The organism is Neisseriaceae bacterium (assembly GCA_016864895.1).
Taxonomy (GTDB): domain Bacteria; phylum Pseudomonadota; class Gammaproteobacteria; order Burkholderiales; family Neisseriaceae; genus QFNR01.
In genome coordinates, this window is sequence record CP046107.1 from 1,254,910 (window position 1) to 1,274,063 (window position 19,154).

Here is a 19,154-nt window from a genome sequence, read left to right on the forward strand (position 1 = left end):
TGGCTTTGGTGGGTAGAACAATTGACTTTTATGGTAAGAAGGATATTAAATACTTTTACAACTTTTTCCAGGAGAATAAAAACTAGAGCCACCATCACATCCATCATCACTACCAGACGCTCCTGGAGACAAAAAACCACTACCACCATTTACACCATCACCAGATTTTTTCGAATGTTTTTCACTCAGAGCACTAGCACTATTTTGCTCTATTTTCGAATTGATACTTTTTTTTACACTGTTTCCTTCATTTGTCATGCATCTCATCGATGAAAAATAAAGAAAAATAAAACAAAACCATTACAACCATAGATGTTTTTTTTGAAAAAATGAATCATATAAAAATCCAATAATAAAAGTTAATGAGTATTGCCACCATTCTTATGGCTCAAAAACTTAGTTAAATTATATTATAACATTTTTAGTTTGATAAAAAATTAATCCATACGAAAAGAATCAAATAGTTATAGAAAATTATTAATTGATCATCTTTTCTGCAAGTAATAACTAACAAACCTAACATGGCATATATTTTATTGTGAGATGTTTTAAATTTAATTAAAAATTTGCCACTACTTTGTCCAGTATATCATTTTACAGTGCTTATTTTATCCTTTAATAATAATGACTCTATTTCCAACTGATTGTTCCTGCAAATTTTTTTTCAAGAGGTTTTTTGTCAATTCTAGTTATTGTGTCAATAGTTTGATCTCTATTTCTTATTTTATTACTATGGTATTTTCTTTACCTCAACTTCTATAGATTTTGTTTATCTCTTGATCTATATTAAATAGATACTCAGGAAGTGGTTAAATTTTAATTATTTTTTATATTTTTATAACATCAATTCTGAATTTGAACTAACTTTATATGTGTTTGTAACTATAGCCACGCCGTAAACAGCGATGCTTCCCACTTCTTAGGCAATAGCTTATTAGAGATTCTATATACGTCTGTAACATGAATATAACTTCATTTCTGATATCGATGGACGCATTAATATCGCTACATTATGTTTGTACTTAAAGAGTACTTCCTAGTTGATAAATCTGGTTTATTTATATAGTGATTTTTAAGTCTTTTTGGTTATCTTTTTTCTAAATCATTTAACAGTTTTACAATGGATTTTCCGATTGCGATTGCAAAATTGACTGGTACGGCGTTTCCAATTTGTTTATAAATCTGTGTCATTGTTCCTTTAAAAATCCAGTCATCAGGGAAAGTTTGAATCCTTGCATACTCCCTTGTTGTTAAAGGTCTGTTTTCACTTGGATGGCAACGTTCAGTTTGCTTCTGTGCTGGTGCACAGGTTAAAGTAAGAGATGGTTTATCCCAAGATAAACGTCTAGCCATTCCTGTTTTACCACCACCTAAATAAAAACTACCTTTCATATATTCCATTTGTAATTCCAATGGGAGATCTCGCCAGTATCCCCCCTCAGGTACACAAGACATAATTTCTTCTTTTCGTACTGGGTATTTTTGCCCTGGAGAATCTGGAACATTTGAATCATATAAAATTCCTTTTTTCAAAGCATCTCTCACGGTGACAATTTTTTTAAAATATGATGGCCGTTCGAATTTTGCTTTGTCAGCTAACTCATTTCTAACACCAATTAGAATAAATCGTTCTCGTTTTTGAGGAACTTTATACATCATTGTTTTATAAACATGCTTTTCAATTATTGAATATCCCAATTCTTTGATAAATTCGATGATTATCAATAGTGTTTTTCCACCATTATCACTTTCTAGACCTTTTACGTTTTCAATAAGGAAAACCTTAGGTCTAATTTCTTGAATTGCTCTAAGCATTTGAAAAACAAGTGTTCCACGAATATCATATAGCCCTAACTTTTTCCCTGCGTAAGAAAAAGGCTGGCATGGAAAACCACCAGTCAACAAATCGACATTATCTTTAAATTTTGTAAAATCAATATTGCAAATATCTTCATGAATTACATTCCAATGGGGTCTGTTCGTTTTAAGAGTGTCACAAGGAGCTTTTTCAAGCTCATTTAACATTAATGATTTAAAACCAGCTTTTTCCAAACCAAGAGCTAACCCACCTCCACCAGCAAAAAGTTCAATTAGGCTATAATCTCTAATTGGTTTAATAGATATTTGTTCATCCCATGTAGAATTGAACATTTGATTAAACTCATGGAATACTTCTAATTGTTTTCTTGTATAGGGTTTTTGATATTTATCTGGGTTAAGTTCTGGCACAAGCTTACCGTTATTAACCCAACTAATAACATTACGCTTTGATACTGAAAGAACATCAGCAATAGTTTCTGCTGAGAAAAATAAATCCATTTAAGGAAACCTTTACTTTATAGCCGATGTAAGTAATTATACAATTTTTACAATACCAGGCTCTGTACTTTTTATGGAATAAAACAATGATATTTATCCGCAGAGAAATTAAGGAAATTATTATTTCATTAGTCAAAGAAACTCTTAGTACAGAGAGTAGCAAAAAAGATCTCAGACAAAATACAATTGATGTATTTTCTCAAGTACTCGAATGTACAATTTTAGATCTTTCAAAAGATGAGTGGGAGGAAAGAGAACTCACAAGGCAAACGCAAAAAACCTTACAAAACAAAGTTGGAGAATTACATCAGAAGATTTTAGGTACTATTGATGGTATACAGGATTTAGGAGTTGGTAAGATTATTGATTTGAAAGGTTCTAATTTTATTGCCGAAATAAAAAATAAACACAATACAACCAAAGGAAATCATAAAGTAGCAATTTATGATGACTTAGAACAATCTTTATCATCTGCTGATGAAAATACAATTGGGTATTATGTTGAGATTTTACCACCTAATGGTAAACTTTATGACAAACCATTTATACCATCAGATAATAAAACTAATTCTAGACGACCTGAGAATGACAGAATCAGACAAATTGATGGGAAAACTTTTTATGAAAAAGTTACAGGAAATCCAAGTGCCTTAGAGGAATTATATAAAATGTTACCTGGAATAACTGCTGAAATTATTAAAGAGGAATTTGGACAAGAAAGAGATATCTCGAAGGTAGTTGCTCAAGATGAATTCGATTTTATTTACAAAAATAACAGAGTAAATGAATATGTTAATCAACAACCAGAACCAAAAATTGAGTTATCTCAGGCTTAAAAAATTGAGAACTCTCTTAATTCACAGCACACTAATCTTCTAATAAAGGATATTGAAATTAAAGAATTAATGAAAAATCTTCCTGATCATACTTTTACACCAAATGACAAACAGAAATATTTCAATTTTTTAAAAAAGATTGGGACTTGGAACAAGGATAAAGGTAATGCTTTCGAGATAGATTTAGAATATCGAGGTCTTGTGGTCGAGAAATTAAAAACTGCCGATATCACTAAGGATAAGTATGCGGAATTAAAAATTGCCCTCTCCAAGTATTTTAAAGAGAGTTTATCTGACTATTTGGATAAGAAAATAGAGAGAGATAAAATTATAATGAATAAAATATTTGCTAAAAAACAAGATATTGAGAAATAAATTAGTTGATTTATTATTGGTGTAATTTACCATTCTTTCTATAAAGCCCCATGATTCATGGATGGGTATGATAGCAATAATTTTAAGAGAGAAAAAGGGAAAAAATTAGTGATTAGTGAGCAAAATATCTCTCATTTTCCTATATTTGCATTCTTGCATATAGATGTTAGTCTCAACAAATTTAATTTTGTTTTAGTACGGTAGGTGAATTTCCCACAAGGCAAATGTAAAACTCAAAGGGCTCAATGAAAATATCCAAATTGCCTGTATCAAATAATAAGTCTCGATTACAATAGATTTTTAATATTATGTTTTATTATATTTTTATGTTTTATTATATTTCTACCTTTTGTTTTCAACCATCACTCAACTTCAATATTAAAAAACGCAAGGCTAATTGTTGAGGTGTAATTGTGTCTTGACAATTGCTTGCCAACATGGATTTACCACTAAGTGACCAAATTGACGCCGCATTCCCTCTCTTAGGCGTTAGCCAAGAGAAGGGTCAAGGCGTCCTTGATTTTTTCTTTTTTCTAGTATGTTCAACCGTTCCTTGTTTTTCAACATAAGCTTTTACTACCTCTAATGTAGCTCCTCCTACCGAAGAAACAAGATAAGCACGATGCCAGAACACAGGCTTCCAATAGAATTGGCCTAAATGTTCGGCAAATCGGTTCCTAACACGACGAGAACTTGCTGTCTTTAGGTTATTAATCAATGTCGATAGATTAAGAGCAGGATGGATACTAATCAACATATGAACGTGATCAGGCTCTCCCCCGAATTCGATTAACTCACAACGCCAAGCCATAAGGATTTGAGCAAAGGTTTCTTTTAAGTAATCAAGTAAGTTATGAGTAAGTACTTTACGCCTGTATTTGGTAACAAAGACGACATGTAACTTAATATTATAAACAGCATGTGAGCTTGATCTATTATCCATTTTTTTTATGTTACTTAAATGTTTTAAGTGTATAATAGCATATCATGGAGACCGGATTTTGCTTTCGTTGTTACCCTACATTGCCACAACAAAAACTGTTATTGCAATGGATAGGTTGTCAACGTTTCATTTACAATGCTAAAGTCAATGAAGATCTTTATTTCCGTACATTTGCTAAGAAATCACTCGCATTAACCGGACAGTTTGCACCTATAGATCAAAAATACAGTCATTTTAAAACGGAACTAACCCCTTGGTTAAAAGAAGTTCCTTCTCATATATTACGTAATGGTGCGTTTTTATGGAAACAAGCTTATAGTCGATTTTTTAATCGACTAGGTGGTCGACCTAAGATAAAAAGAAAATCTGGGAGGCAATCGGTATATATTACCGGTGAGTTATTTAATTTCATTGCTAATACGGATGAAAATACCGGTGAAGTAACTTATCAGCTGACATTAGGGAATAAGAAGTTTCCCATTGGTGTATTAGCATATGTTGCTCATCGTCCACATTATATCCCTAAATCGATTACTATTTCGGTCATATCAGGTAAATGGTATCTTTCATTTTGTAATGTAGATGAGCAAATATCAATCAAACCGGAAGAGATAGCAGAAGAATTAAAGCAATGGTCAAAAGAAGAACTAGCAAACGTGACTATTGGGATTGATAGAGGAGTGGTTAAGCCGATTTGTTGTAGTACATCGCATGACTTTGATATTTTACCAAAGCAAATTAAAAGAATAGACAAAAAAGAACGTTTGCGTATTCGTTGGCAACGTAAAATGGCACGTCGTCATAAAGGATCTAGTGGGTGGAAAGCCCAAATGAGGGTAGCTAAAACCTATGAATATGCTCGAGAAGTAAGGAAAGATTTTGCACACAAAGTGAGTTATGCACTAAGCAATGATCCTTGCGTTAGGCTGGTGGTTTTTGAGGATCTTAAAATAAACAATATGACCAAAAAACCCAAACCCAAGCAAGATCAATCGGGCAAATATATCCATAATGGAGCACGAAGAAAAGCAGGTCTCAATAAAAGTATCTTAGCGTCTATGTGGGGAAAGATACACACATGGACAAAATATAAAGCACTTAGAAACAATAAACTGGTGGTAGAAGTTCCGGCACACTATTCATCACAGGCATGTAGTCATTGTGGCTATACTGCTTCTGACAATCGGCGTTCACAATCCGAATTTGTCTGCCAAAGCTGTGGATTTGCTATTAATGCGGATGTTAACGCAAGTCGAGTGATTGCCAAACGAGGAGTTGAGATGATCTTATCGGGAACATATCAAGCCAAAGCTAAGAAAAGGATAAAGAAAGAAAAACAGGTAGGGGCGGTTTACTCCGAACCGTTACCAGTAATGGTAACTACGCCGAATGAGATTGGTAAGCCACAGTTTGGGATAGACCCCAATTGTGCAATAGTCGTTGACTTCGGAAACCCACTCTACAAGCCATAGGCTTTAGAGTGGGAGTATTCATTTTCTTATTGTTCGATCTTGCTTCATACCATGATTTTTGTCAATTTGTGAATAGGCTTATAAACCAGCTAAAACGATTACTTTATGTTTTATACCTTTTTTATGACCAAGTTATTTAATTTGGTTGAGATGTCTAATAAACATCTAGCTCATTAGGAACACTAATAGTCTAGTTTAGGTCTTTGATGCTATTGTAGTGCATATTAAATCTGCTTACATCTTAAAGTCATCAACTGTTATTCCACTCAAGTACTAAACAAATTCCCTATTTCATTATCAATGCAATCTCTGGTAGAAAATTTTTTAAATAAAAAAGCTGATAATTGATCCCAAGATATAACAAAGTACACGAAATTTTTCTTTGAAATATTTTTTTGTATTCACTCTGTAGTTTTAGAACCAAAAAGGTTAAAAATGATATCCTATCTTAAAAAAATGGATATAAGATCAGAGTTTTATCAGTTATAATTGCACACATTTTTTGAATTTTCATATGTAACAAACAAATTGTTTAATTTTCTGGGATTTTTCTGATCCAGTAGAATCAATAATCGAAAATGAATATTTTTTAATTTATAATCTAAACATATAACAAGCACTGCTCGAAAAAGGGCTCATGTGTATTAGCAGTAAATATGAAGTTGGGTGAAAAAACGATGACTCGAAAGTATTATCCGACACGGGAACCGGTAATCCATGGAATCAAAAAAATCACTATCAATGATATATATTTTATTGTACTTAAATTCTAGTAAAAAAACAAAAAATACGTTTTAGTGTCTAAAAAATACTTTCAAATGTATTTTTGGATATTGGGTGATGATTTTATGCTAAAAATAAAAGATGACAATTTTTCTAAATTTAATAATTAAGACGTTAAAATATAAATAATCATTTAATGCCTTTTCAACAGCACCACTGAATGTTTTAATGTCTGTTTTATTTCGTTTATTCTTGAAAGCTATTAATTCAATTTTATCAACTAAATTGGCAGGCAAATTAACACTTTTTCTGATGTGATGATTGCTAGAGTAATCATCTTATAAATCTTTATCGTAAGGGGTATCAGCTAATTTTTGAGCTAATAATTCTGCTTGACTAACAATCCTCACTGTAAGTTTATGCTCTAAATAAGAGGGGAGAATCAGTGTTTTATTTGATTCTTGTTGTAAATATATACCCTGTACTAGAATATTATAAAAATAAAATACAATAGTAGTTATGACACAAAACTTAATCATCATAACTGTTCGTGCAAGATTTTACATTTCTCTAAAAAATACATTCTAAGGCATACAAAATATTTTCTAATTATTGGATGAAAAAAATAGTAAACAAATATAATGAGTATTGTTTTATTCCCAATAACACGACATTAGCCAAAGGTTTTACGATAAAAATTATGGCATTTTCTGTCTATAGTGACCACTTAGTGGGAATAGATAATAAAACAGCTTGAAGAATTATATAGGTTATTTTTTGTTGTGGCAGAATATATCGAACTATTACAATTGGCTATGTTATCTAATACATAAAGGGTTCACCAATTATTAAATATTGAGCTAATATGATAGCGAAAACTTTGGATATGATCATCAGTTGCGTGAAATTCATTCTATAGCTTAAATCTATAGAGGATAGTTGGCGTTTTGCATTAACCAGTATTATACTGGTAAATGACAATGAATGATGAGGTAAGAGTGGGAGACCCAAGTAATTTAATAGATGCCAGTTACATTTATCATCTCTGTTCCCCAAGACTCAGCACTATGGGATAGTGTTAAAATATTTGTATTTTCCCCCATCTATTCCATCATATATTAATATTCTAAAATTTTTTCCACCCTTAATATTAGTAGAAATAAACCGAAGTCACCAGATCCTATATCTCCAGCAGTAGCTATTAGATCTCTCATCTGTAGTAACAGTAACTTCGATTTTATAGCCTCCCTTATTAGAACTATTACTGATTTTGACAGTTAGGTTATCACCTCTGGTAATGCAGAAAAAATAAAAGGTACATATCTTACGTCTGTACGCCGTTATTATTACCTCATATAGGTGCTATATCATTGCACATACCATATTAAAAATGAAAAATTTTTAATTATTTTATGAAATATGATTTAACTACGTTATTTCATAATATACAATTATTGAGTAAAAATTCAAATATTAATTTTGGAATAGAACCAATAGAAGTTTATGAATAAATTGACACCAAGTTTATCCTCTTAGGCATTAGCTAAGAAAGAAAACATGGTGTCAATCAATTTGTTATTAACTTATTCAGGATATCCACCTAGTTTATTGTATTATTTTCCAAAATCTATACGAAAAACTAGTGGCAGAAATTGTGCTAACAACTTTATAAGATCATGATCCTAACTCAACAAATAAAAAAATATCGTAATATCTGCATAACATATTTTTATGTTATCTGGATAAATCTCTATCTTTATTTAAATTAGACTCTCGATTCTTTCTCATTTTTTCTAATGCTTTTAACGTTTGTTGTTGTTCATGTTGTTTATTGACCCTTTCGATAAATTCTTGTTCTTTAGGGCTCAGTTGTCTAGATATTTCTTTGTTGATAACTTCACTGGGCTTTCTTGTATCATCAGCTTTATAAATCGTAGTGAGCTGATTCAGATCTCTTCTGGCGGACATAGTAAAATCTTTAACCAGTCCAGACTCTTTAATTTTATCTGCTGTTTTTGCTAAACCATTTAACATTTCTTGAAATTTCTCATTAGTCACCACTCTGCCAGGTAAACCAGATTCTTTCATTGTATAATAACGATCAACAGTACTTGCTTTAGCAACATCCTTATGACATAAAACTATATGGGCATGTGTCTCATAACCCGCTTCTTTGAATTGTTTTAATGTATTGGCCGGAGCCTCATAAGTTCTAAAAGTACCCTCAATAACGGCGTTTTTTTTGTCTTTAACAACTTGTTCAGATATTTTTTTAACCATTGCTCCAGCAAAATCATTAGTTTTAAACACCCAATCATCGCCATATCGTTCTTTAATCTCTGCAAATCTGGGGTGTCTCGTTCTGTAATTATCACCGGCAATTACATAAGTATTTTCTAAGGTATCAGTATAATTTGATTTACCAGAACCAGCCAGTCCTCCTAAAACGGTTACTTTAGGATTTGTTTGAGGTTTTATTGCAGTATATTGATTCTCTTCTAAAATCTCTTTTGATACCTGATCTAATTCTTCTTCTGAAAAATGAGTAATATTTTCTTTATTTTTCATAAGGAGCTCTCATCTTTCTAAGTATTTCTACTTCTTTGTAAAAATCCAAATCTTCAGCTTTAGAATGTAAGTAATTATATCCCATCTCTCCTACTTGTTTTGCTAATCTCTTCGTCTCATCTGTTTGGCCAGGAAATCTTCTAATAACTCCGGCAGTATAACTAGCTGCCTCGATTAATACCTCTTTTTCTATAAACGTAGCCATCCTATTCTCCTTTTTTCATAAAATAAAGATATTAAAAGTGCAAGTTTAGGGGGGGGAACCCACTAAAAATCCGGCTCTTTGTGCATATTGTAACATATAATATTAATATGAGAATATTTTTATGAAAGTTTAGTGAATAAAAAGATATGTAATAGATGATTACCCTCTGCATAAAAGTAAAGATAGCATTTACCTGCTATGACCGAAATAGTAATCGATTTAGGTATCTGATGAGGACGATGAGCAACGTATGTTAATACGCCAATAGGGTGGAGCTTCTTATTGCCTAATGTGAGATGGTAAATCACTTCATCAGTGTTTTAATACGTATTAGCAGTGATATTAGCAGTGAATTAAATAATTTAATGGTAATAAACCGGTTGCCTCTCTGATTTCCTTTTTAGCTTGGGTCGACCACCTAGTCTATTAAAAAATCGACTATAAGCTTGTTTCCATAAAAGTGCACTTTAATATGTAATATATGAGAAGTAACTTCTTTAAATCAAGTAGTTAGTTCTATTTTAAAATGACTGTATTTTTGATCTATGGGTGTAAACTGTCCGGTTAATGAGAGTAGTTTTTTAGTAAATGTACGGAAATAATGATCTTTATTGACTTTAGCATTGTCGATGAAATGTTAACAACGAAAGCAAAATCTGGTCTCCATACATTTTTTTTAAGGCAATAATTTCCAGTGATCTAAAATATAGTTCTGGCAATTTTTGGATAAATAAAAGATTGTAAAACAGGATAAATATATATTAATTAATCAGATAAACTTTGTGTGCTTACTTGCCTACGGTATTCTTGGGTAATCAACTACTATTGTGATTCTGTTTTTTTGCTTTTAACGTTAATATTCTTGTATAACCTATAAAAATATCTATTCACTAGTCATCATAAAATTCGTCATCATAAGCATTATGATTTTTGTTTTGCACTGAAGTATTGACTGGTGTAGGGGTATCATCATTGATTTCTATGAATAATGATTTATCGGTTTCATCAAGTGATAACAAAAATTCTTCAAACACATCTCCCAAACTTTTCTTATCAATAGTTTCATCCTCTAGATCAAATAAATCCAACATGTACTTACCAATAATAGATCGTTTTTTATAGAGTTCCTTTCTTTTTCTAACACTTTCTTTTGTAGCTAAAATTTTTATTTGTTTTTCAATGTCTTTTTTTAAGTTTTTGTAATAATCTAAATCTTTTTTCACTCTTTGCTTTTTATTTATTTCTTTCTTTTGCATTTTTAGCACCTTTTTCTGAAAAAATTAATTAAGATAAGCTAATAACTAAGTTATTTATAATATTTTTTATATTTATATGTTTTAATACTTTAATCTTAAATAAAATATATTAAATAATATATAATATTGTTTATTTAAAACTTTATTTTAACATTTTTGATTATCATTTAATTCAACTTAAATTAATTAAATTTCAAATATAAATATATTATCAAATATTTTTTTATTAATAGAAAATATATTTTTTCAATATTTTTATTAATTCATTTTTATAATAAAAAAAATACATATTTAATTTTAAATTAAATTATATTATTTATTATAAAATTAATTTAAATAAAATATAAATTATAAATAATTTATATTTCATATAATCCATTTCTAAAAAATAGATGAAGATATTATCTATATTCATTTTATGTTATTTAATAAAATTTAATATTGATTAAATATAAAAAATCTAATCGCTATTTATTCTTATTAAGTGATATATAAATCTAAATTAATTAATTATTAAAATATAAAATTTAATTTTTGTAAAAATATTTTCTCAAATTTAAAAAATTGTAAAAATTTTATGTTTTTTATAAAAAAATAATTTTATAAGAAATATAAATTTTAATTTAATAAAACATTTTCTATAGTAATAGGGATATATTTTGATATATATAAAAATATATATTAATAAAATTAATAATTAAAAATAATAATTATTATAAATTTAATTTAAATATTAAAAATATTATATTTACATGTTATTATTTATATAAAAATAAAATTTAATAAAAAATTATGTATAAATATATTTGTCAAATAAAAAATGGAAGTAAAAATAAAGGTAATAGTTCTTATTCTAAATATTTATATCTATCTAAAATAGATGTTAAAAATAGAGAATTATTGATTATAGAATCAGTTAATATACCTATTTGGTCAAATGGAGATATCAAATATTTTTGGAAAACATTAGATCATTATAACTAGCTTATCTTAATTAATTTTTTCAGAAAAGGATACTAAAAATTCAAAAGAAAGAAGTAAAATTATAGGATGCAGACATTGAACGATCATTATGGGTAATTATTATTTAATTTCTGGGTTAGTCTTAACTACTTGACATGAATAAATACTTTATATAAGCAAGTCAGATTTTAAGCTTTTAGAATATAATCTATTAAAGGGACTATTGTCAGGTTCATTTTAATTATTGAGTGGTATAGTCTTATACCTTTGAAAAATAAAGAGAGATTTTTTAACAAATACTTCTGGAATGTTGGTTATCAAAAAAAATACAAAGATTAAAGATAACGATTTTAAATAAGCAGAAATTTTAGGTAGTATTTTCAAAATATCAGTTTCAATCAATACATGTATCAGTCCGGTATTTGACAATATAATTGTGGTTATATTTAAGGAGTATATTGATTGATATTATTTTATAAAGTGCTTCTATTCCTTACATATATTCCTTACACATTATGTTAGATCAGTCTGTAATTTATTAATTGTCAATTTTATCTGTAGCACAAAGCTTTTAGCCCTCCAATATTTTTATCATTTAACAATGCTAACTCTCCCTATTCGACCCTTGTACTAGTTAATTCTAATCCGACTGTTGTTTTCCCAACAATATTGGTTGTATCTATATTTGCATTAAGAATAAAAACTATTATTGGTATATTGATAAGTAAGGAATTTAGTCAGCATCTAGAACAATCTTTTGGAAACCTCTATTCAGTAGATCTTATTTCTCCCCTATAGTTTTCTAATTATTTACTATCCATATTCACCAAATTGTTACTCTAAGTAGGCGATTATATATGAAATATTTTTTTGCTCGAAAATCTTGCCCAAAAATTAATCAAAAATAATTTTTTATTATAAAACAATTGGCTGTAAATTTAAATTAAGCTTATATTAACAATTTTTGTGTACAAACACATTCTACTAATTTGTGTTGTTGGACTAAGTCGATAAATAAACAATACTCTAAGAAATACAATAAACTATGAGTATAAAAAAAATATGAACTATTTTTATTATTATAATTATAATCCCTAATTATTATCTCTTAGTCAAAAAATCTTTAATTATCAAAAAATTAATCAATAACAATTTATTTTATGCCAATACCAATAAGATTGTAGATATTTTTTTTTTAGGAGATCTTTTCCTGTAAAATAGAATAATTTATTCCTCACTGAATAAGAATTTTCTTAAATTTTCTAATTTATTTTGTTCGAAAAAATGAATAATATTTTGTTGTTTCTCTTGACTTAGCTCTGAAAAAATCCTCCTGAACTGGTAAATTTCAGGTTTAATTTTTCTAATCAAAATCTTAGTTTTTTTTTCTTCTCTTTCAGTATAAATTTTTCTTTTTCTTCTAGTTTTTTACGCAAAGTGTCTATTTGGTTTTTTAATGAATTATTGGCCAACGTTTTGCTCCTCTCATGTTATTATTTTGCACTTGGCTATTTTGTATTTTTTCTTAATTTTGATCAAGTTTTTTATTGATTTAGTTATATAACTATATAATTTTATTATTTATTTTACGTAAATTTTTCCCAGTAGGCAATTCAAATAAAAGGCAAATTAAAATTTTTCATTGTACCAGATAGAATCAAAAAAATGTAATAAGTATTTACGTAAAATAATTAAATGCAATAATGTATTATTGAGACGAATATGTATATTTCATATTTAGGAAATAATTGTTTACGTTAAGAAATTAATGTTTACATTTTATAAATTTAATTATAGAATTAACTATAAGTTAACCTTCAACTATTTTTTAAATTATATGTTCTTATTTGAGCTGATCCATGAGTGTTCTCCAAAAGTTAATGTAGATACTATGTCTTCATTGATACAAACGGAAAGCTCTACTAATCCATATGCTATTGCGGAAATCCTACCAAATAAAAATGTTATTTCTCATAACCCAAAAAATAAATTGTCAGCTATCGAGATTATTAAAGATATTGAACGAAAGCAACACAATTATTCAGTGGGGATAGCGCAGATTAATAAGGTTAATTTTAAGAGATTTAATGTTTCTGGTATCGATTTATTGGATCCGTGTACTAATGTAAGAATTTCGCAACATATTTTGCAAGAATGTTATGTTAGATATAAAGATACTAATGATATGTTAAGTTGTTATTATTCTGGAAATAATAGATCTGGATATATTAAAGAGGGGCGTTCTGGTTCTTATGTTGAAAGAGTGCATAATAATTTAATAAAGGTATCGAATAAAAATATATATGAGGTAGAAATTCCATCAATTAAAGGCAAAAAATATATTGATGGTAATAAAAAGATTAAAAAGAATAATTTAAAAAAAAGTAATAAAGGGAGTCAGTCATATTTTATGAATATTAAATATGTGTCGAAACTTAATAAATAAGGGAGTAAGTAAATGAATAACGTAATAAGTAGAATAAATCTTGTTGTTTTAGGTTTTTTGTTAAGTGATTTTTGTTTAGCTGCAGGGTTAAATAAAGTTAACAAATTCTTGGAAAATCTTAATACGGCTTTACATACCGTATCTATTGTTGCGGTGGTGACGGCTATTATGATTACTGGGTTTAAGACTATGTATAACAAAGAGTCCATTAGAGATTGTTCTGGTTGGATTATGGGTGCCGCATTAATTGCGGGAGCGGCAGAAATTGGTGCAATGTTACTAAAGTGATATGAATAATAATATAAAAGTTAATCCAATATATAAAGCGATGGGGAAGACGGGTCAGTTGTTTGGTGTACCCTTTGCCCCTTTGTTTTTAACTTCTGCTGTTTTTTTGTTATTAGTAGTTTTTACTGGAGAGTGGTTGTATACCATAGGATTAATACCTATTTTTCTAATTTTAAAAGTTATTTCTAAAAATGATGACAAAGTTTTTAATAATATTTATTTAAAATATTTTTTTCTATTTAAAACCATTGGAAGTAATCCTATGAGTGATAAATCCCCAATTCATAATTTTAATGATTTGCGTTCTGCCAAGAAAAAATTCAAAAGTTTAACTTTTTCACCTAATGTTTCTAGGAGGAAAAAAGCAAAAGAAAGTAAAACAAATTTAGATGATACTGGTTTAATCGATATTTCTAATCATTTACCTTATTCTACTCATGTAACAGATTCTATTATTATGAATAAAGACGGTTCTTTAATGGTTATCTGGGAAACAGATGGAATCGATTTTTTAACTACCTCTGATAGGGATTTGGATGATGAAAACGATCTCATCCAAAACATGATAAAGACCGTTGGTGCAAATGCTGATAATGTTACTTTTTACTATCACAAAGTCAAAGAAACAATCAAGATACCTTTTAATAAAATGAGTGAGAATTGGTTGGCCAATATCATATACAAAAAATATGGTTCTTTCATTAAAGAGAAAAGATTTAAGAACAGTAAAATATATTTTTCCATGGTATGGCAACCCCTTTCTAATATAGAGAAAAGGAATTTCTTATCCAACAAAAAAGTTGTGTCTAATAGAAATATATATATCAAAAAATTTGAAGAATTAATTAAATTAGTATCATCGACATTTGATAGCCAATATGGAAAGTATTTGGGGACAAAACTTTTAAAAATGAGAGAACAGGGTGATGTTCTTACTTCGGATGCAGTTAACTTTATCCACTTTTTATTAACCGGTGAGCGACGTATTATTCAACTTGGCAGTGTGCCTATTTATAATTTGTTAGGGGATAAACGCTATCATTTTTGCAATGATATATTAGAAATAAAAGGGATTAATTATCATTCTTATGCTAGAGAGGTTGAAATAAAGGATTACGGTAATATTTCTTATGCAGGAATGTATGATATTTTAAACTTAATTGAAGTAGATTTTGTGGCAACGCATTCTTTTTCATTGCTTAATGATAAAAAAGGTTTGTCTATTATCGAAGAGCAAGCCAAAAGACTTGTGTCTGGTAGAGACAAAGCAATTACACAACAAGAAGCGTTAAATGCTCTACAAGATGATTTATCGGGGGGTGATATTGCTGTTGGTAAAAGTCATACAACTTTTTTCATCCGAGCGAACACACTTGAACAATTACAAGAAAATGCTAATAAGGTAGTTACCGCATTACAAAAATTGGGTGTTGTGGCAACATTTTCCGATATTACTTTACCGAGTGCTTTCTTTGCTCAATTGCCGGCTAACGTTAATTATCGACCGCGTTTAACCGTTTTAACATCTAAAAATTTTGCTAATTTTTCTGATTTCCATGGATTTTATAGAGGGAAATCAACTGGCAATGCTTGGGGGGAGGCGGTTGTTTTGTTGCAAAATGCATTTGGTGAAGCATTTTTCTTTAATTTTCACGAAGAAAATCCTGGTAATGATTTTGGTCAGATGACCGTAGCACATACTGGAATCTATGGTTCTATTGGTTCCGGTAAAACTTTGTTAATGTGTTTTTTGCTTGTGTTGTTACAAAGATTTGCTTTGCCGAATACTTTTCCACAAAAAGAAGTGAATAAAAAAGCTATTTTTGTGTTTTTGGATAAAGATTATGGTGGGGAAGCGTGTATTAAGGGATTGGGTGGTAAGTATTTTAAAATTAAAAATGGAGAGCCCACAGGGTTTAATCCTTTTCAATTAGAGAATAATGAGGGGAATCGAGAATTCTTATTTGTATTATTCAAATATATTATTCAGCTTAATGATAATACTTTCACTAGTGAGCATACTAGAGAACTAACCCAAGCGATTGCCTCTGTAATGGATTTAAGCAAAGAAGAGCGTATTTTTGGGGTCACTAGATTAGCAGAATTTTTGTCAACCTCAAGTAATGCAACAGAGATTGCTTGGGATCTATCTAATCGTTTAAGTCTTTGGACGGAAGGCCAAAAATATGGTTGGATTTTTGATAATAGATGTGATGAATTAGTATTTGATGAGCGTTTTATTAATTATGGTTTTGATGGTACTGAATTTTTGGATAACAAAGAAGTAACCAATGTTATTTCCTATTATTTATTACACCGTTTCCAATTATTGATGGATGGAAAGAGATTTGTATTGTTTATTGATGAGTTTTGGAAGTGGATTAGAGGGGATATTTTTGCGGGATTTGTGTTTGATAAATTCAAAACGATTCGTAAATTAAATGCTTTTATTGTCACGGGGACACAATCACCAAGTGATGTGCTTAAAAATGAGATTTCATCAGCGATTGTAGAACAAACAGAAACTAAAATATTTTTATCGAACAAAGACGCACTAGAAGCAGAATATTGTGGAACCAAATCATCAGATGATGATAAAGAAAAAACTCGGAATTTTGGTTGTTCTGAAAAGGAATTTCAATTAATTAAAAGTTTTAATCGCTCTAGTCGTCGGGCGTTAATTAAAAAAGGAAATAGCTCAACTATTGTGAATGTAGATTTTTCAATGTTAGGTGATTACTTAAAATTGTTGTCAACTTCCAAAAACAGTTCTGAAGTTTTGGAACAAATGGAAGTTGGTATTTATAAAGATCCACGATTGTGGGTAGATGATTTTATAAGGAGATCTTAATGAAAAAAGTGGTGTTGTTGTTGGGATTATGTTTTACCTATTCCCCTTTATTGGCGTTTACAGATGGACCAGCTCAAGTACAAAGACATGCACAGTTTTTGGAGTATTTGAAAAGATGGAATGAGCAATTTAAGTTTCATCAAAAACAAATAGAATCAGCGAAAGAGCAATTAAAATCGTTAACAGGTGTTAGGGATATTGAGACGGTTTTATCGGAAATTAAACGAGTTAAAGGTGGGTTTGAATCGTTGATTGATGAGGTTTCTAATGTCGATAACTTGTTAGATCAAGGTTTTGGGAGTTTAGATCCAAAAACTAGACGTATATTCCAAAGACATGGTATCGGACAAAGTTGCCCTAAAAGAGATGATAGATTGAAGAGATTGTGCGAAGGTAGACTTGTGTTTGAAATTGGGAATATGACCGAGCAAGATAAGATATTAAAAGAAACCCAGCAATTAATCGAAAAATTAAACATATTGGCAGAAGGTTCAAAAAAGGCAAAAGATACCAAGGAAGCGTTGGATTATGCGAATCAAATCAATGCTACCCTTGCTATGTTACAAGCACAAGACATGCGTAACAACTTCCGCAGACAAAATGAAGAACGAATAGAAAAGTTGGCTAGGAAAATAGAAGTAGAGATTGATTTTAAAAAGTTAACTGGTAATAAATAACGAAACGAAAGGAAAAAAATAATGAAAAAAATAAGTTTTTTGTTGGTGATATGTACGTTAACAGCTTGTTCTACAAAAGAAAAAATATATACCGTAGAGGAATTTATGAAAGATGAGCCCCTTATGAAAAAAGTATTAAAAGAATGTTCTGAGATGAGTTTTAACGATCAAGATAATAGCACCAATTGTGCTAGAGCTAGAAAAGCACAAGTGGAAATAGATTTTAAAAAATTAACTGGAGGTAAATAATGTTTGTCTCATTACAAAATCAATTTGATTTAATGTTTCGTACGGGTTTGCAATCGCAACACGGTAAGATGATTTCTTTTGTAATGAGTGTTTTTATTATTAGTTGTATTTTGTGGATGACCTGTCAAGGCTTATTGGCTATGGCAGGGAAAACCGAAGAACCGATCAAGGATACTGTGTTTAAAATAGGGTCTTTGATTATTATTTATGCTTTTGCCACTGAACCACAATGGTTAAATCTAATTGATGCGGTGGTTGATGGCTTAAAATCCTCTTTGAGTATTGGCGATAGTAGTGCTTTAGGGGCTTTGGATGCTTTGATTAATAGTATAGAGAAAGAATTTGGTGAGGTAAAATCTAGAATATCTATAAGAGATCTTGGTCATGGATTTGGATTACTGTTTACTTTTGCATTAGAAAGTCTATCTGTTATTATTATTGCAGTAATAACAGCTATTCCTTTAATCGTTAATGAATTTACCTTAAAGTTTCTATTAGCCATTAGTCCATTATTTATCTTTTGTCTCTCCTTCCAAGTAATCCGTGGCATGTTTAATGCTTGGATGCAACTTGTGATTTCCTCAGTTTTGTATTTTGTGTTTTTAAATTTAATTATAGGTAATGCTATTCATTTTACTGATAAATTAAATTTAGGTACTAAGGAATCCATAGTTCATGGACTAAACATGCTTATTGCAAGTTTATTTATAGCCAAGATTATTGGTGTCTTAAAAGAAATATCCTCAAGTTTATCGAGTGTAACCGCAGATTCTATTGCTAGTGCGATAGGCACTAAAGCGGGTAATTTAGCCGCTAGAGGGACTATTAGAGGAACTATGGGTGCAGGTAAATTAGCTGGTAAAGGTGCAGCGTGGGCGAGTAGGGAAGTAGATGATAATTTGTTGGGTGGAAGAGGTCAAAAATATATTGTTAATCCACTTGTTAAAATGTTTAAGGATTATTTTGGTAAGACATAAAAAAAA

Annotated in this window: 16 protein-coding genes; 9 read left to right on the forward strand and 7 right to left on the reverse strand. The window is 29.7% G+C overall.

The annotated features are described in order from the left end of the window. Nucleotides 1–45: 45 nt before the first annotated feature. A complete protein-coding gene (locus tag GKC53_05375) occupies nucleotides 46–258 on the reverse strand; it encodes a hypothetical protein (GenBank protein ID QRN41544.1) in 213 nt (70 codons plus the stop codon). Between the two features lie 828 nt (nucleotides 259–1,086). Continuing rightward, nucleotides 1,087–2,319, reverse strand: coding sequence for a DNA (cytosine-5-)-methyltransferase (dcm, locus tag GKC53_05380; GenBank protein ID QRN41545.1), 1,233 nt, complete (start codon nucleotides 2,317–2,319; stop codon nucleotides 1,087–1,089). A gap of 86 nt (nucleotides 2,320–2,405) precedes the next feature. Here dcm and GKC53_05385 point away from each other — a divergent pair, with 86 nt between their 5' ends. Next, the gene (locus tag GKC53_05385; protein ID QRN41546.1) at nucleotides 2,406–3,155 is read left to right on the forward strand and encodes an Eco47II family restriction endonuclease; all 750 of its coding nucleotides are present in this window, start codon (nucleotides 2,406–2,408) and stop codon (nucleotides 3,153–3,155) included. Between the two features lie 69 nt (nucleotides 3,156–3,224). After that, on the forward strand, nucleotides 3,225–3,530 hold the full coding sequence (locus GKC53_05390; GenBank protein QRN41547.1) for a hypothetical protein: 306 nt from the start codon (nucleotides 3,225–3,227) through the stop codon (nucleotides 3,528–3,530). Between the two features lie 505 nt (nucleotides 3,531–4,035). Here the strand turns inward: GKC53_05390 and tnpA are convergent. Further along, nucleotides 4,036–4,473, reverse strand: coding sequence for an IS200/IS605 family transposase (gene tnpA / locus GKC53_05395; GenBank protein ID QRN41548.1), 438 nt, complete (start codon nucleotides 4,471–4,473; stop codon nucleotides 4,036–4,038). A 44-nt stretch (nucleotides 4,474–4,517) separates the two neighbouring features. Between tnpA and GKC53_05400 the strand changes: the two genes are divergently transcribed. Further along, the gene (locus tag GKC53_05400) at nucleotides 4,518–5,945 is read left to right on the forward strand and encodes a transposase (protein ID QRN41549.1); all 1,428 of its coding nucleotides are present in this window, start codon (nucleotides 4,518–4,520) and stop codon (nucleotides 5,943–5,945) included. Nucleotides 5,946–7,006: 1,061 nt separating this feature from the next. On the opposite strand, the gene GKC53_05405 is transcribed toward GKC53_05400, so the two are convergent. From GKC53_05405 to GKC53_05420, 4 genes are all read right to left on the reverse strand, one after another. Beyond that, complete coding sequence (locus GKC53_05405; GenBank protein QRN41550.1) at nucleotides 7,007–7,210, reverse strand: hypothetical protein; 204 nt, start codon at nucleotides 7,208–7,210, stop codon at nucleotides 7,007–7,009. 1,192 nt (nucleotides 7,211–8,402) lie between these two features. After that, complete coding sequence (locus tag GKC53_05410; GenBank protein QRN41551.1) at nucleotides 8,403–9,236, reverse strand: AAA family ATPase; 834 nt, start codon at nucleotides 9,234–9,236, stop codon at nucleotides 8,403–8,405. Beyond that, the gene (locus GKC53_05415) at nucleotides 9,226–9,441 is read right to left on the reverse strand and encodes a hypothetical protein (protein ID QRN41552.1); all 216 of its coding nucleotides are present in this window, start codon (nucleotides 9,439–9,441) and stop codon (nucleotides 9,226–9,228) included. Before GKC53_05415 ends, GKC53_05410 begins: the two co-directional genes overlap by 11 nt. Before the next feature lie 890 nt (nucleotides 9,442–10,331). Continuing rightward, entirely contained in the window at nucleotides 10,332–10,697 is a 366-nt protein-coding gene (locus tag GKC53_05420; GenBank protein QRN41553.1) for a hypothetical protein, read from the reverse strand. A 2,731-nt stretch (nucleotides 10,698–13,428) separates the two neighbouring features. On the opposite strand from GKC53_05420, the gene GKC53_05425 reads away from it, so the two are divergent. The 6 genes from GKC53_05425 to GKC53_05450 are packed head-to-tail and all read left to right on the forward strand — an operon-like array spanning nucleotide 13,429 to nucleotide 19,148. Further along, the gene (locus GKC53_05425) at nucleotides 13,429–14,106 is read left to right on the forward strand and encodes a transglycosylase SLT domain-containing protein (protein ID QRN41554.1); all 678 of its coding nucleotides are present in this window, start codon (nucleotides 13,429–13,431) and stop codon (nucleotides 14,104–14,106) included. Between the two features lie 12 nt (nucleotides 14,107–14,118). Continuing rightward, a complete protein-coding gene (locus GKC53_05430; protein QRN41555.1) occupies nucleotides 14,119–14,394 on the forward strand; it encodes a type IV secretion protein A in 276 nt (91 codons plus the stop codon). 1 nt (nucleotide 14,395) lies between these two features. Then, nucleotides 14,396–17,245, forward strand: coding sequence for a hypothetical protein (locus GKC53_05435; protein ID QRN41556.1), 2,850 nt, complete (start codon nucleotides 14,396–14,398; stop codon nucleotides 17,243–17,245). After that, nucleotides 17,245–17,922 carry a hypothetical protein gene (locus tag GKC53_05440; protein ID QRN41557.1) on the forward strand — a complete coding sequence of 226 codons (678 nt, stop codon included), beginning with the start codon at nucleotides 17,245–17,247 and terminating at the stop codon, nucleotides 17,920–17,922. Before GKC53_05435 ends, GKC53_05440 begins: the two co-directional genes overlap by 1 nt. A 21-nt stretch (nucleotides 17,923–17,943) precedes the next feature. Beyond that, nucleotides 17,944–18,171, forward strand: coding sequence for an EexN family lipoprotein (locus tag GKC53_05445; GenBank protein ID QRN41558.1), 228 nt, complete (start codon nucleotides 17,944–17,946; stop codon nucleotides 18,169–18,171). Further along, nucleotides 18,171–19,148: a hypothetical protein gene (locus tag GKC53_05450; GenBank protein QRN41559.1), complete on the forward strand. Its 978-nt coding sequence runs from the start codon at nucleotides 18,171–18,173 to the stop codon at nucleotides 19,146–19,148. Before GKC53_05445 ends, GKC53_05450 begins: the two co-directional genes overlap by 1 nt. Nucleotides 19,149–19,154 lie beyond the last annotated feature (6 nt).